General features: G+C 55.9%; 18 protein-coding genes and 1 tRNA gene. 13 read left to right on the top strand and 6 right to left on the bottom strand.

The window, feature by feature from the left end:
* The first annotated feature begins 12 nt into the window (after positions 1-12).
* From proB to M3668_RS00235, 7 genes are all read left to right on the top strand, one after another.
* Positions 13-1,113 (top strand): glutamate 5-kinase, encoded by a 1,101-nt coding sequence (proB, locus tag M3668_RS00265; RefSeq protein WP_251379673.1) that lies wholly within the window; start codon positions 13-15, stop codon positions 1,111-1,113.
* 93 nt (positions 1,114-1,206) lie between these two features.
* A complete protein-coding gene (locus M3668_RS00260; RefSeq protein WP_251379672.1) occupies positions 1,207-2,457 on the top strand; it encodes a glutamate-5-semialdehyde dehydrogenase in 1,251 nt (416 codons plus the stop codon).
* 141 nt (positions 2,458-2,598) lie between these two features.
* Positions 2,599-2,853: a hypothetical protein gene (locus M3668_RS00255; RefSeq protein ID WP_251378842.1), complete on the top strand. Its 255-nt coding sequence runs from the start codon at positions 2,599-2,601 to the stop codon at positions 2,851-2,853.
* Between the two features lie 89 nt (positions 2,854-2,942).
* A complete protein-coding gene (gene nadD, locus M3668_RS00250; protein WP_502948939.1) occupies positions 2,943-3,638 on the top strand; it encodes a nicotinate-nucleotide adenylyltransferase in 696 nt (231 codons plus the stop codon).
* A gap of 106 nt (positions 3,639-3,744) precedes the next feature.
* Positions 3,745-4,758 (top strand): hypothetical protein, encoded by a 1,014-nt coding sequence (locus M3668_RS00245; RefSeq protein ID WP_251378841.1) that lies wholly within the window; start codon positions 3,745-3,747, stop codon positions 4,756-4,758.
* Between the two features lie 53 nt (positions 4,759-4,811).
* Positions 4,812-5,267 carry a ribosome silencing factor gene (rsfS, locus tag M3668_RS00240; RefSeq protein ID WP_251378840.1) on the top strand — a complete coding sequence of 152 codons (456 nt, stop codon included), beginning with the start codon at positions 4,812-4,814 and terminating at the stop codon, positions 5,265-5,267.
* A gap of 203 nt (positions 5,268-5,470) precedes the next feature.
* Positions 5,471-5,543 (top strand) — tRNA-Ala (locus M3668_RS00235).
* 71 nt (positions 5,544-5,614) lie between these two features.
* On the opposite strand, the gene M3668_RS00230 is transcribed toward M3668_RS00235, so the two are convergent.
* Positions 5,615-5,974 (bottom strand): hypothetical protein, encoded by a 360-nt coding sequence (locus M3668_RS00230; RefSeq protein ID WP_251378839.1) that lies wholly within the window; start codon positions 5,972-5,974, stop codon positions 5,615-5,617.
* 86 nt (positions 5,975-6,060) lie between these two features.
* On the opposite strand from M3668_RS00230, the gene M3668_RS00225 reads away from it, so the two are divergent.
* A complete protein-coding gene (locus M3668_RS00225) occupies positions 6,061-6,603 on the top strand; it encodes a GNAT family N-acetyltransferase (RefSeq protein ID WP_251378838.1) in 543 nt (180 codons plus the stop codon).
* 140 nt (positions 6,604-6,743) lie between these two features.
* A complete protein-coding gene (locus M3668_RS00220; RefSeq protein ID WP_251378837.1) occupies positions 6,744-7,343 on the top strand; it encodes a GNAT family N-acetyltransferase in 600 nt (199 codons plus the stop codon).
* A 17-nt stretch (positions 7,344-7,360) separates the two neighbouring features.
* Here the strand turns inward: M3668_RS00220 and M3668_RS00215 are convergent, their stop codons facing one another.
* From M3668_RS00215 to M3668_RS00200, 4 genes are all read right to left on the bottom strand, one after another.
* Positions 7,361-7,636, bottom strand: a complete 276-nt coding sequence (locus M3668_RS00215) for a phosphotransferase (RefSeq protein ID WP_285835618.1) — start codon at positions 7,634-7,636, stop codon at positions 7,361-7,363.
* Between the two features lie 12 nt (positions 7,637-7,648).
* The gene (locus M3668_RS00210) at positions 7,649-8,212 is read right to left on the bottom strand and encodes a hypothetical protein (protein ID WP_251378835.1); all 564 of its coding nucleotides are present in this window, start codon (positions 8,210-8,212) and stop codon (positions 7,649-7,651) included.
* Positions 8,213-8,352: 140 nt separating this feature from the next.
* Positions 8,353-9,009: a LysE family transporter gene (locus tag M3668_RS00205; protein ID WP_251378834.1), complete on the bottom strand. Its 657-nt coding sequence runs from the start codon at positions 9,007-9,009 to the stop codon at positions 8,353-8,355.
* Positions 9,010-9,161: 152 nt separating this feature from the next.
* The gene (locus tag M3668_RS00200) at positions 9,162-9,632 is read right to left on the bottom strand and encodes a DUF3817 domain-containing protein (protein WP_251378833.1); all 471 of its coding nucleotides are present in this window, start codon (positions 9,630-9,632) and stop codon (positions 9,162-9,164) included.
* 220 nt (positions 9,633-9,852) lie between these two features.
* Here M3668_RS00200 and M3668_RS00195 point away from each other — a divergent pair, with 220 nt between their 5' ends.
* The 3 genes from M3668_RS00195 to M3668_RS00185 are packed head-to-tail and all read left to right on the top strand — an operon-like array spanning position 9,853 to position 11,999.
* Positions 9,853-10,566, top strand: coding sequence for a DsbA family oxidoreductase (locus M3668_RS00195; protein WP_251378832.1), 714 nt, complete (start codon positions 9,853-9,855; stop codon positions 10,564-10,566).
* A 54-nt stretch (positions 10,567-10,620) separates the two neighbouring features.
* Positions 10,621-11,613: a DNA glycosylase AlkZ-like family protein gene (locus M3668_RS00190; protein ID WP_251378831.1), complete on the top strand. Its 993-nt coding sequence runs from the start codon at positions 10,621-10,623 to the stop codon at positions 11,611-11,613.
* 38 nt (positions 11,614-11,651) lie between these two features.
* Positions 11,652-11,999: a hypothetical protein gene (locus M3668_RS00185; RefSeq protein ID WP_251378830.1), complete on the top strand. Its 348-nt coding sequence runs from the start codon at positions 11,652-11,654 to the stop codon at positions 11,997-11,999.
* A gap of 96 nt (positions 12,000-12,095) precedes the next feature.
* Here M3668_RS00185 and M3668_RS00180 read toward each other — a convergent pair whose 3' ends face one another.
* A complete protein-coding gene (locus M3668_RS00180; RefSeq protein WP_251378829.1) occupies positions 12,096-13,298 on the bottom strand; it encodes an MFS transporter in 1,203 nt (400 codons plus the stop codon).
* Between the two features lie 226 nt (positions 13,299-13,524).
* Between M3668_RS00180 and M3668_RS00175 the strand changes: the two genes are divergently transcribed.
* Positions 13,525-14,619 (top strand): 2,3-butanediol dehydrogenase, encoded by a 1,095-nt coding sequence (locus M3668_RS00175; RefSeq protein WP_251378828.1) that lies wholly within the window; start codon positions 13,525-13,527, stop codon positions 14,617-14,619.
* The last annotated feature ends 81 nt before the right edge of the window (positions 14,620-14,700 follow it).

Below are 14,700 nucleotides of genomic sequence, written 5' to 3'. Positions count from 1 at the left end.
GAGCGTGCTGATATGCCCAAGGCCAGGCGTATCGTAGTTAAGGTGGGCTCTTCGTCTCTGACCTCCATAGAGAATTCACTCGATGAACTAGCAATTGCCACGATTTCTGATGTGCTGGCCAAGAAGAAGCGCGAGCACCCCAGTATTGAGCTGGTTTTTGTATCTTCTGGCGCCATTGCTGCCGGCCTGGCGCCGCTGGGTCTTTCCCGGCGTCCCAAGGATTTAGCAACGCAGCAGGCTGCTGCCTCGGTGGGGCAGTCCCTCTTGATGAGCCGCTATACCGATATATTCAGCAGGTACGGGGTGACGGTATCCCAGGTACTACTAACCGCTGAGGATTTGATGGCGCGCGACCGCTACCAAAACGCCCACCGACAGCTAGAGCGTCTTCTCGATTTGGGTGTGATGCCGATTATCAATGAAAACGATGCGGTAGCAACCCGCGAAATTCGCTTTGGCGATAACGATAGAATTGCTGCCCTGGTCGCCCACACGGTCAAAGCAGATGCGCTGGTGCTACTTTCAGATGTGGACGCTCTCTACACCCGCCACCCCAACGACGGAGGAGAGCGGGTCAACTCAGTACGAGGGGAAGAAGACCTCGCCGGTATGGCTATTGGCTCGGTGGGTAGTGCTGGGGTTGGTTCAGGCGGTATGGTCACCAAGGTGAAAGCTGCCCAGGTGGCAGCGTCCTCGGGCATCCCGGCTCTGGTAACCAGCGCACCGAATGCTCGGGCCGCTTTTGCTGGGGAGGACGTAGGAACCTGGTTTTATTCGACCGGCGACCGCTCAACGGTTCAGAGTCTCTGGCTACAGCACCTGGCAGATATTGAAGGGACCATCGCGGTGGACGCCGGAGCGGCAGCTGCCCTGCGCCGCCGCCGCTCCCTGCTAGCAGCGGGTGTCACCGGTGTTGAGGGTAACTTCGAGGGCGGTGGTGCTATCGCGATTACCGATGAACAGGGCACTGTTATTGCCCATGCGCTCAGCTCTTATAGTGCGGGGGAGACCGCCCAAATGATTGGCCGCCACACCACCCAAATTCAGTTAGCTATGGGGGAGACCTATGACGGCATTGTGGCTCACGCCGACAACATTGTGGTGTTGCCTTAACCAGCTGCTAGGTGCTGCAGGTAACATGGTGTAAAACAGTCCCCAGGAAAGAAGGTTACCGTGGCAGAACAACTTGAGGTCAACGAAAAAACCATGCAGAGCGTGGTGCATATGGCAGAGGACGCCCGCGTGGCTTCTTTGAAGTTAGCCCGTGCAGATAGCAATTGGAAGAACCGAGCCCTTGAAGCCGTGGCCGTCTCGCTGGAGAAGCACGCGGCAATTATTACCGAACAGAATGCTCTGGATCTTGAACGCGAGCATGAGGCGGGCATGAGCCCTGCGATGTTGGACCGCCTGGCTTTGAACGAGCACCGGGTGGGCGAGCTAGCCGGTGCTCTGCGTGCACTGATTGGTCTGCCTGACCCGGTGGGTGAAGTGATGCGTGGCTCCACCTTGCCCAACGGTTTACGCATGCAACAGGTGCGGGTACCTCTGGGCGTCATCGGAGCTATTTACGAGGCGCGCCCAAATGTCACCGTCGATATTGCTGGGCTTGCTATTAAATCCGGGAACGCTGTGCTGCTGCGCGGTGGCAGCGCCGCTGAGAAAACCAACCAGGTCATTGTTCGCATTATTCGTGATGCTCTCTACGCCACCGGTCTGCCCATTGACTCCGTGCAGTCGGTAGATGAATTTGGGCGGGAAGGCGCCAACGCTCTCATGCTTGCTGCCGGTAAGATTGACGTTCTCATTCCCCGAGGGGGCCGCAGTCTGATTCAGTCAGTGGTGCGAAACTCCCGCGTACCTGTCATTGAAACCGGTGAGGGCAACTGCCATATCTTTGTTGACGAGAGCGCAGATGAGAAGATGGCCGTTGAGATCCTTCTCAACGCTAAAACTCAGCGCCCCGGCACCTGTAACACCGTTGAAACCCTGCTTCTAGCAAAGGGAGCTAAGGCCGCCCCCGCCGTCCTCACAGCCCTTTCCCGTGCCGGTGTCACCCTGCACGTTGATGCTGACACCCGAGAAATACTGCCCGAAGGTGTAGAGGCTGTGGACGCTACCGAAGAGGACTGGAGCGCCGAATACGGCTCACTCGATCTTGCCGTCAAAACGGTAGCTGGCCTTCCAGATGCACGCCGCCACATTCGCACTTACTCCACCGGTCACTCAGAAGCCATTATCACCAACGACCTTGTCAACGCTGAGACCTTTGTGCGCGATGTCGATTCAGCGGCCGTCTATGTAAATGCCTCTACCCGTTTTACGGATGGCGGGCAGTTCGGTTTAGGCGCAGAGGTGGGGATCTCCACCCAGAAGTTGCACGCTCGGGGGCCTATGGGCCTCGAACAGCTCACCACCTCTAAATGGATTGTGCGCGGCGACGGGCACACCCGCTCCTAGAGCGCATACCAGCTAAAAAATTACGCTACCGGTGGGGCGCAACTACGCAAAAACCAAGCCCAACCGGTAGCATTAGATAAAACCCATACTGGCCCACCACCGGTGTGCCCACACACTGCACACCGATTGAAAGGTGCACACATGTTTGATACCCTCCTTGCCGCAGGTGCCACCGTCCTTGCCTCAGAAGAGACCGGCGCGCACCAGCTTGAACTGTACGGTATTCCCACCTACTGGTTCGCTATTTTCGGTTTCATGTTCTTCGGCATCCTTATGTTCATCACCATCTCTTTCTCAGGCCGTGGCGTAATACGCGCCGAGCACGCCGCTGGTCACCTCTCCGCTGAGGAAGAAGCAGCAATGCTTGATTACAAGAACAAGCACGGCCGCCACTAGGCAAATAATCTTTATAACTGTCGGCGCGAGTGCCGGAAAATCTTCCGGCGCTCGCGCCGCTGTTGTACCACCTACTCGGCAGGAGACCTGTGAACGCTACAACGTTCGATGACCAAGTGAACCTTGGCATCCCCCAAAGAACCCCGGGAAGAACCCGTCTGGGGGTGATGGGTGGAACCTTTGACCCCATCCACCACGGGCACCTGGTTGCTGCCAGTGAGGTGGCTGCCTATCTTGATTTGGATGAGGTAGTTTTTGTCCCCACTGGGCAGCCCTGGCAAAAGGCCGATAAAGAGGTGACAGACCCCGAGCACCGCTACCTCATGACGGTGATCGCTACCGCTTCCAACCCTCGCTTTACCGTGAGCCGCGTGGATATTGACCGTGAAGGGCCCACCTACACTATCGATACGCTCACCGACTTGCACGAGCTACGCCCCAACGCCGATCTCTTCTTCATCACCGGTGCTGACGCTCTAGGGCAGATGATGACCTGGAAGGACGCCGAGAAGATGTGGGACCTTGCCTACTTCATCGGTGTGACCCGCCCCGGGCATGAACTGACTATCCCCGGGCCTGCTGAGGGACGAGTGGCCCTCCTGGAAATCCCCGCTATGGCAATTTCATCAACGGGCATTAGAGACCGTGCCCGCGATAAAATGCCGGTCTGGTACCTGGTGCCTGACGGTGTGGTGCAATATATCAACAAGTACGAGCTATACAGCGCTGACGATGCGGCCGCCGGGGCAGGTAGCTACAACGAAGGTCTGCCACCAGTAGCTTAGAACCTGCCACACCTTCGGTGCACAGCGTTCCTGGCTAGAGCGTTTCTGGCTGTCTTGCTACCATGAAGATAAGTGTTAGTTACGCTCTCGACCACTGAGGACCCCCTTGAGTAAATCACCTGCTGAATCAGCAGAAGGACCAGCTGCTAAAAACAGCACCACCTACCTCACCGAGCCTTTGATCACGGAGGATGGGCTTACTATACCCCCTCCGGCCAGGCCCATGGGCCCGCGTCGTTTGGCTCGTTACTATGAGGAGGTGGCTGATTACCTGCGCGCCGTAGAGCGCGGGGATGACCCCTTACCCGCTGCACCTATGTTCATGAGTGGGCAGGCGCCATCCCCGCAGTCTCACCGTGCCGGTTACCTCGATCAGCTAGCGAGCCTGGGTTCTATTGACCAAAAGGTCACCTCAGATGAACCCGAGCTGGATTTTGAACAGACTCAAGCAACCGTGCTGGAGGACCCCCTGACCCAGATTGGGCAGCAGATATACGCAGGTGATGCGCCGGTTGAAACAATGGGTGCTTATCCTTCAGCTGATTACGCCTCACCCACCGGCGACTTCTTGGGGGATTCAGCATTTGTTCCCGATGAGCTACCGGGGGAGGGCACGGCAGAGGTTCAATCTGAGCTTCCTAATGAAACCCCAGCTGATACTCAGGTGGAGCTACCAGAGCTTAGCCTCCCATCGCCCGTTCGCGCTGTGGACGCTCAGGGCCTTGATTTAACGGAGTTAGACGAGACACTGCCCGCAGGGCTTTCCGGTGATGTGACTGAACCGGCTACCGTCAACAGTTCCGAACAGGTTGACCGTGCGGTAGACTCTGAGAGTTCTGATGAAACCGAAGAACCCCTCATGGGCGATCATTCATCAGAGGTAATGACTGAAGAAAGCGGTGAAGAATTCACCGCGCAACCTACCGACCGAGAGGTGGAGGTTGCCAATCAAGAAGAGACCATCGATACGACTGACGAAACAAGCCAGTCCACCGATATTGAGGTTGCCTCAGAGCAAGCTGATCAACCAGCCGCTCAGAGCGGGGCGATGGCGTCAATTATTGGCATTGTGGTGCTTGTGGCGCTATTGCTGATTGTATGGTTCTTCTTTTTTCAATAAGTTTTAGATAGACCCCAAAAAGTTTGGGGTGCTACGTGCTCGGAAAGGGCGAAATGACTGCTGCTGCAGAGTCTATTGAAGCGCTAAAGGTGGCCGCACGCGCTGCGGACGATATGCAGGGAACCAACCTGCTAGCTGTTGATGCTTCTGACATCATGGGTTTGATTGACGGGTTCCTCGTTGTCTCAGCCCACAACGAACGACTGGTCAACGCGATTGTTGATGGGGTTGAAGATAAGCTCCGCGAAGAGTTGGGCATCAAGCCCCTGCGCCGCGAAGGTCGCGCTGAGGGCCGCTGGGTTCTGCTGGACTTCGGTGACATCGTGGTGCACGTTCAGCACGAAGAGGACCGCGCTTTCTACGCCCTGGACCGCCTGTGGGGCGAAGCTCCCCGCATTGAGCTGGGCTTGGACTCAGAGGTTGGTGCAGTGGATATTGCTGGCGCTGAAGCTGACTACCAGACCATCACTCCCGCAGAGGATTTGATGAACCAGCGCGAGGACGACTAGTACCTCCGCCAAGGTTTGCCTTAAAGCATTTACCACCGGACGTCGCGCACCCTATTTGGTGCGCGGCGTCCGGCTTTCTGCAGATCAAAATGGGGGGCAGAAAAAAGTAGAAGAATTTTGAAAAATAGGGTCCCCCGATTTGCGCGCCGTTCAAACATCTGGGTACACTAGATGAGTCGCCACGGCGGCAAACAAAAGAATATGGGGATATGGCGCAGCTGGTAGCGCACTTGCATGGCATGCAAGGGGTCAGGGGTTCGAGTCCCCTTATCTCCACAGAGCAAACGCCCTCACCGTAACGGTGAGGGCGTTTTTTGTTTAAGCTGAGTTTCTTATGAATCAGGTGCCTAAGCTTTAGCTGCGTAGATTCTGAAGCAGCGCTGGGTGACGGCGATGGGCGCTGAGTCCAACCGCAAGAGTCTATCTGCATACGCATCTACGGTGAAATCCTCAGGGACGTCCCAAGGCACCAACCCCAGATAGGTTACGAGCGCTTCTGCGTCCTTGAAGGTCATACGGCCCGACCAGTCCTCAACCGTCGTAATCTCCAGACCTGCTACCTCTAGATCTGAGCAATAGTTTTCTGCGGTGACGTGAGGGTACTGGGGCTCGCTGCCAAACCAGTCCTGAAATTCTGGGACCTCAAGGCCGTGCACTTGCTGGGTGAGAAAATGCCCACCGGGTTTGAGGATACAAGAAGTTTCCACACGCTAAGTTTTTAGAATTTTCTTTGATGCTACCGAAGTCTCTTTCCTCACGATAGGCTTCACTAAGAACTACTGTAAGGAAGCAGATGTTTACTTTTGAACGTATTGACCCCGTAGCTGAAGCGCAAGAGCTCATCAACTTCATGACAGCCCAGCCTTGGCCCTATCACGTGAACCCTCATCCAACGGCGGAAGACATTAGAGAAGCTATCGAGGCAGGGGCTTACCGGGATGACGAGAACGACTCCTACTGGATTCTGCACCGGACGCTGGGGCGGGTTGGTTTTGTGCGTCTTGAAGACTTAGAAGACCCAACACCGCTTTTTGACCTGCGGCTAGCCGAGGAGCATCGCGGTAAGGGCTTCGGCAAAGACCTACTGTTATCGATCACCATCTGGTTATTTGAGAATAACCCCCAATTTGCTCGCTTTGAAGGGCAGACCCGGGAGGATAACCTGCCGATGCGGAAAACTTTTGTTCGAGCTGGTTGGGTTAAAGAAGCCCATTACCGGGAAGCCTGGCCTGTGGCAGGCGGCGGAGCTGTTGCATCGGTTGCCTACGCAATCTTGCGCCGCGACTGGGAAACGGGAGTTACCACCCCTGTTCCCTGGGACGACGATCCCCAGTAAACCTGGTTGCTGCGAACCTTAGTCTCTAGAGCATTGGTTCTTTGAACGGACATTTTTACTATGAGCTACGTGGTTGTATGACATAGTTGGGGTGAGTCCCGTTGCTCAGGCGAGCACGATAAGTTATCACGGAGGGCGCCATGCCGGCTTTAGCATTTCCTCACCCCACCGAAATTCTTGGGGGAAGGTATGTAACCCTTGAGCCTCTATCCCTTGATGGGTTGTATGCGGTTGCGCCTAAGCTGTGCGTACCGGAGGTCTTTGCCGGTGGGCACGCCGGGGGTATCGCTGCTCTGCCAGCCTCGCCCGAAGAGTACGTAAGGTTCTTTGTGGATTATTGCCCCTGGTTGAAAGGTGGGCGGAGCTACCTGGTGCGGTATGAGGGGGAGCTGGTCGGCACCACGTCCTTCTATAAGCTCAACCCAGCTACCGAGAGTCTGGCCATCGGCTATACCGCCTATGCGCCGGAGGTCTGGGGCAGCACAGTCAACCCTGACACTAAATACACCCTGCTCTCCTGGGCCTTCGAACACGGGTTTTCGAGGGTTGAATTTGAGGTGGCGGGAATCAACTCCCGGTCAGCTGCAGCCGTCAGTAAGTTGGGGGCAGCTCTTGAGGGGGAGCTGCGCCGCAACAGAAGGATGGCGGATGGCAGCTGGGATAGCACCCTCATCTTCAGCATCCTGACCGACGAATGGCCCCAGGTAAAAGCGGGACTACTCAGCCGCCTTGGCGCCTGAGTTCATCTAGAAAGCTATCAACACGCATTATTGATGATGCGTTCAGAGGCTCTTTGGGCTTCAATAGTTAGTTCTTCCTCTGACCATCCATGTAGATAGGCAAATGCGACAGCCTGGAGCGGGTGAGACCGACGCAGAATTTCAGCACGGTCAGCTAACTCTGGGTTGGCTAGCTGGGGGAGAAGCTGCCACCCATGCCAGTTAGCCAGGCTGGCCACATCAACAGCCGGGTCAGATACCGATGCTAAATCCCAGTCGAGGATCGCTGTCACCTGGTCACCCTCGAAAAGCATATTAGAGCCAGCTTAATCGCCGTGGGTGAAGCCTAGATCAGCTGGTGTGAGCCTGGCTTCCTGGTTTTCAAGCTGATGAATAATCTCCAAAGCTGGTTCCTGTGCGACGGCGTCCAACAAAGGCACTATCTTGTGCAAAACATCCAACCGCTGACGACCCCCGCAGAAGACGTAAGGTTCAGCAAGAAAATTTGTGAGTCCGCTGATATCAACCTCCTGGATTTCATCCAGTACAGCTTTCAGCGCCTTGGGGTTACCCGACCCAGCAGCATGTGGGCTACCCGTAAGCCGGTGAGTGGGAACTGCGACAATGCCACCCTCATCTAGAATCTCTGCTGCTGAGCGCGGTACCTGAAAGGAGAACTCCGGCAACTCATCGACAAGACGTTGAGTCCGCTTTAGTTCCCTTGCCGCTATCTCGTCACGAGCTATACGTATGGCTAGATCAGGCGTCAGTACAACCACTGAACTGGTGCCTGTTTCAACAATTTCTTGTACCTTCTGCCCAGGGGCAACCGCATCAACAAGGTCTAAAATCTGATGGCGAGCCAAATTCAGCTGCTTAAATTGTGGCATCTAAAACCTACTCTGCCTGATGACTCCTACAGAACTTCAGTATATGTAGCCTTAGTAGCTACGACCATAAAACTAAGCAGCACGGTAACCCATCACGCAGGTGAGCGGACCTTCCGAGCCCTGACTTTTCTTGACCGCTTCTAGTGCCCGGCCAGCACCATAATGGCTGCTACCAGGATGAAGAGGGAACCAAAGACCAGGTTGAGCGCTCGCTGTCCACGCACCGAGTGAGAGAGCCGGGTGAGCGATTTTGCCACCACCGCAAAACCGCCCCACATAACCACGATGTCAATAACAATCATGGTGGAAGCCAGCAGCAGGTACTGGGGTAGCTGCGGCTGATCCGGGCGAATGAACTGCGGCATGAAAGCCAGAATAAAAACAATAGCCTTAGGGTTAGACATGTTGACCCAAAAGCCGCGGTTCACCAGTGAAAGCGGCGAACCGGGACGTTTGGGAGCCTTTCTACCCGCACCCTCAACCCGCGCGGATTCGGCATCCCGAGCTGGCTTCACTTTTGCCAGCATCATACGAATACCCAGGTAAACCAGATAAGCCGCGCCGCCGTACCGTATGACGTCAAAAAGGATGGGCGACTGAGCAACGATGACCCCCAACCCGGCAGCCACAATAGCGATCTGCGTCAGTAACGCTAGCTGTTGCCCCAGCACCGTAAAGAATGAACGCCTCCAGCCATAGAGCAGGGAGGTTGTCATGGTGTTCACCGCACCGGCGCCAGGCGTCAAACTGATAATAAGACAGGCAGCCACGAGAGAAAGCCAGAGGGTTAGGGTCATAGACAACCATCCTAGGGTTGGTGTAGCCGTAGCGGAAATATGCTGACCAGCTACTGAGAATACAGCTGGTGGTTATTGCTCCCCCGATAGCAAGAACCCGGCGCCACATCGGGCGCCGGGTTCTGACCATTGAGGGCAATGAGACCCAGAGGCTAGTTCTTGGGGATGGGCGGGCCCAACCACAGCAGGGTCAGGTAGAGAGCCACCACAAAAGCAAGCAACAAAATAATTGCCAGTAGAGGGTTACGAAGCACCCAAGTCTGAACCTTTTCTACCAGGGTGCGCGGTGCCTGACCGCCGGGGGCAAGACGCCACCCGCCGTCCAAAAGGCCGCGCTTCTTAAGAAAAATTTCATAGGGCACGGTTGCAAAAGGCACAATGGCTAGCAGTACGCCCATAATGCCTAGAGCAGGCTTCCATTTCTGATTAACCCAGACGAAGACAGTGGCGGTGGCGTAGCTTAGAAAAATGAAGCCGTGCAGACCGCCGGCAAGAGAAACGAAATCAGCAAGACCAATCGCCCTGCTAACAATAGCGGCGATCAGACCAGCCCAGGTAACCATCTCGGCAGCTGCGAAGAAACCAAAGAGCTGGTGCGGGGTGGGTGACGATGAAGGGGACATAGCTCCGTCCGGGGTAGAAAACCGTTGCACCACCACTGTACCGGCTCACCCTCAACACATACCAACCCCATCAGCGCTTACTTTGGTGCTCTGAGCCTGGAGCAGGGCACCACCATAGTTCTTACCCGGAAGGATACAGCGTGGTGTTCCTGCTGGAATAAAGTAGGGCCCCGACTAGTTATTCACCCTAGAAACTTTACCTAGAAAGAAAAGTGTTTCCATGAAGATTGAAATCTGGTCCGACATTGTTTGCCCCTTCTGCCTCATTGGCAAACGCCACCTCGAACTTGCCCTCGAGCAATTCGAACACCGCGATGCTGTTGAGATTATCTGGCGTTCCTTCGAACTAGACCCAACCGCGCCAGCAACAGCCGAGGGGACGCTAGCTGAAGCCATCGCCCGCAAGTACGGTATTAGCCTGGAGCAGTCAGAAGCATCCCAACGAGATATCGCCGCCCGAGCCCAAGCCGTCGGACTGACCTTCAACTGGCAAAAAGCCCAGTACGGAAACACCTTTGACGCCCACCGCATGATCCATCTTGCGGCTGCTCACGGAAAAGCCAGTGAAGCCCAACAAGCCTTCAAGACCGCCTACTTTACCGACGGCAAATCAGTAGCTGACCCCGCCACCATCCGCGAGATCGCCCTCGAGTTAGGGCTGCCTGCACCTGAGGTAGAAGAAGTTCTCACCACCGACCTTTACGCAGATGCCGTGCGCACTGACGAAAACCAAGCCCGCACCTACGGCATCAGCGGTGTCCCCTTCTTCCTCATTGAAGGGAAGTGGGCCATCAACGGCGCCCAGCCCGTTGACTTCATTCTCGGTGGACTACGCCAGGTCTGGGAGCAACTACACCCCGCAGAACCCAAGCCCACGCTACTCACCGTCCCCGGAGCAGAAGGCGGAGCAAGCTGTGGCCCCGACGGTTGCTAATAGCCCTCCGTCAACACACGCCATCTGCACCCAGCCCCCTCTAAACTTAGAGCCATGGATACCAAAGAACTGCTCGCCCGCAGGCTCATCGCCCAAGCGCTCGCACCTACCGACGCGCGTCCTGCACCGACGACCCTGGCCGAGGCAGCCCGCTATATGGTGGCAACTCAGGGGCAGAACTATGCTGGTGGGCTAACCGGCCTTGCTATCCGTGCCGGGCAGGACGCAGCTCCGACCGGTAAGAACACCAGCGAACTGGACGCCGCCATGGCAGACTACGAGGTCATTAGAACCTGGTCTCAGCGCGGTACCCTGCACTTTCTGCATCGCGATGATCTTTGGGTAGCGTTGCTCTGCGGTCACCGCTCAGTTGCAGGAAATATCGATAGGCTCGCAACAGCCTCCGGTATTACCACCGATGAGTACCACTCAATCCAGCAGGCAACTTTTGATGCCTGCCCCCAACTCACCGACCGGGCGTCCTTACGTTCCGTTACAGCCCACCTGCCTCAATCCAGCGCCGTAACCTCACACCATCTGCGCCGTCTAGGTGCTAGCGGGCAGATCATTCAAGGCCCCAAAGCAGGGCAGCACGACACCTTCATACAAACCAAGGTAGCCCTGCCCCAGGAACTGGAACAAGCACAGCAGCGAAACAAGGACGACGCCACAACAGAGCTGGCCCAACGCTACTTCAGCACACGCGGCCCCGCCACCATCGAAGACTTCTGCTGGTGGTCCTCCCTGCCTAAAGGCACAAGCCTCAAAGCAACAGAACAACTGGCCGCAGACGGCAAACTCCTGCGCACAGACATCGGCAACCAGCCCCACTACATGGCACCCTGGCAAGCAGACGTCACCGGCAAAGAACTCACCGCAGCCAGACGACTCACCTTCCACCTCCCACCCTTCGACGAATACTTCATCGCCTACAAAAACAGGGACGTCCTCTTCGCACCCGGCGTAGACCCCCTCACCGTCATGACCAAAAACGGCATCAGCTGGCCCTTCACCGTAGCCGGCGGCGCCATCACCAGCAGAGCCTAAACTCCACCATCACCATCACCTTCACAAAAAGAACAGCCATGACCACCACCCAACCCCCTGAAAGCCGCCAAGCAACCATCGAACGCGGCACCGGCATCACCTGGGACGACTGGCTCACCTTCTTCGGCACCACACCAACCATCAACGGCGAAAGCCTCACCGGCGACCCCCGCATCAACAGCACCGAAAAATGGCGCTACTGGCGCGCCAGCCTCACCGACGGCACAGAAATTACCGTCAGCTTCCAAACCAAAAAAACTCCAGCCGGATCACCCACCAAAGGCATCGTCTCCGTAGACCGCACCAAACTCACCGGCGCAGAGCTGATCGACCCCACCAAAACCTGGTGGAAAACCAAACTAGGGGAGTTCGCAGCAACCCTCTAACACGAAGCCAACAACCCCAATCGAATACATATTCGAACTCAACACAGCACACAGCCCCTGCCAACCGGCAGGGGCTCCGTACTAGTACGACCCAACTTAGCCTCTCACCATCGCCCGGCGGCTCACCACAAAACCCACCAAACCAAGCAACCACACCAACGGAACAGCCAACCAAGCCTGCCCAAAAGCCACCAAAGAAAACTCCCCAGAACGCTCCAACCACACACCCATCAACTGCGCAGCCACCATACCCGCAGTAAAACCACCCATATTCGCCAACCCAGTACCAGCCGCCAAAACACCCGGCGATAAGCGCTCGCGCACGGTATCAAAACCGTAGTTGGACGCTGGGACGAACATACCCAGCAGAGCAACAGCTACCAGCAGCAGCCAGAAGGCTCCGCCTGCCTGGAAGAAGACCAGGAAGCTCAGCACAATCAGACCAGACATGGTAATTGCCGCGCACTCACGTTTGGCACCAAATCTGGGGGAGATGGCTCCCAGAAGCGGGCCAGAGAAAATATTGACCGCGGTGCAGAGCACCAGTGCCATACCTGCGGTCTGAGCCGATAGACCCAGCCCCAACGTCATCATGGGTACACCCCAAATAAGGGTGAAAACGATCAGTGGCACCAAGCCCATCCAGTGCACGAAGAAAGCTTGCCAACAGACCGGTGACTTCAGCACCGACCCTAGACGCGCTGAAAAGGAGCCTAAGGGGATGGGCGTGGTGAGGGGCGGACGCGGTGAGTCTCGTAGCGCTACCCAGGCGGCTAAGCCGACAAGAATGCCCACTGAACCCAGCGACACAAAGGCCACCGTCCAGCCCTGCACTTTCAGGAGTGAAAGGAAAGGGATAGCTGACACAAATTGGCCCAGCTGCCCAATAGCTGCTGATGTTTGGGCAATGAGTGGAGCCTTTCTGAGGGGGAACCACTCGGGGATTAGCCTCATGAGGGAAAGAAAAGCGGTGGCATCGCCTACCCCAATGAGTGCTCTGGCTCCCAGCGCGACAGAGAAGGAGGTAGTGATGCCCAAGAGAATCTGCCCGCATGCCATGATGACGGCACCTATTGACATGAGCCGGCGGGGGCCGAAGCGGTCAATGAGAAGGCCCATCACAATCTGCGACAGCGCATAGACACCCACCTGCAAGGACGTGAAGACGGCAAGTTGCGAGGCACCTACATCGAAGCGTTCCAGCGCAAAAACGCCTGAGACACCAAACGAAGTTCGTCCGGTGATCGCCACCAAGTAAACGGAAACCGCCACCAACCACACTACAAACGCTCGACTCACCGGATCACAACCTTTCAACCTTTCCGATTATATGACCCGACTAATCCGTAAATACTCATCATCTGCTTCTACCGTAGATATAGGTGCAAGAGCGGTTCACAGTTAGAGAAATGACGGGAAATAAACAGGACACGGTAGCACCGCTCACATTAAGGAGAAATAAACTTAAATCAGCGGGTGAACAGCAATCGTGCACCCGCACAAAAACTACTTAAGGTTGAAAACTATGAAGGCAGCACGTTTCTACGACCGTAACGACATACGCATCGAAGAAATAGAAGAACCTACACCCGCCGAAGGAGAAGTGCTCATCAGCGTCGCCTGGTGTGGCATCTGCGGCACTGACCTTCACGAATATCTCGAAGGCCCCATCTTCTGCCCCACTCACACCACTCCGCACCCCATCTCCGGAGAAACCGCCCCTGTTACTCTGGGGCACGAATTCTCAGGTGTCGTTGCAGCACTGGGTTCAGGCGTCACTGACCTCGAGGTTGGAGACCACGTAGTAGTTGAGCCCTACATCATCGATGAGAGCGTTGATACCGGCCCCACCTCAAAGGATTACCACCTCTCAGAAAATATGAACTTCATCGGTCTCGCCGGGCGAGGTGGCGGGCTTGCCGAAAAAATTGCTGTCAAACGTCGTTGGGTTCATAAAATCTCTAAAGACCTCCCGCTCGATGAAGCAGCCCTTATCGAACCTCTTTCTGTCGGCTACCACGCCGTGGAACGCGCTGGCGGAGTCAAAGAAGGCGACATTGCTCTTGTCGGTGGAGCCGGCCCTATCGGACTACTCACTGCTGCCGTCCTCAAAGCTCAGGGTGCAACAGTTATCATCAGTGAAACCTCCAGCCTGCGCCGCCAAAAAGCACTCGACTCAGGGGTAGCCGATTACGCGCTCTCACCCACTGAAGTAGATATCCCCGAAGAAGTTAAAAAGCTTACCAACGGTAAAGGTGCTGACCTCGCCTTTGAATGCACGTCCGTCAACGTCGTCCTTGATACCCTCTTCGATGCCATCAAGCCTCAGGGTGTCATCGTTGTTGTCTCTATCTGGGGCAAACCTGCCAGCCTGGACATGCAAAAACTTGTCCTCAAAGAAGTAGACCTACGCGGCACTATCGCCTACGTCAACAACCACCCTGAAACCATCAAGCTTGTTGAATCAGGCAAAATCAACCTCAAACCATTTATCACCGGAAAAATTTTGGTCGACAATCTCGTGGACGAAGGGTTTGACACCCTCATCAACCGCAACGAAACGGCTGTCAAGATCCTGGTTACAACCAACCCTAGCTTCTCGCTGGACACCAGTAACTAAAAGGGGAGTCTCACTCTAAGCGCCACCGACCTTAGATGTCGGTGGCGCTTGTCTGCTCTGTAGCTGCGGTTTTACGCACAA

It is taken from the genome of Rothia sp. P100, from assembly GCF_023712425.1.
In the GTDB taxonomy this organism is placed as follows: domain Bacteria; phylum Actinomycetota; class Actinomycetes; order Actinomycetales; family Micrococcaceae; genus Rothia; species Rothia endophytica.
The sequence above is the reverse complement of the archived record's forward strand: the minus strand, read 5'-3'. Positions and strand labels throughout refer to the sequence as shown.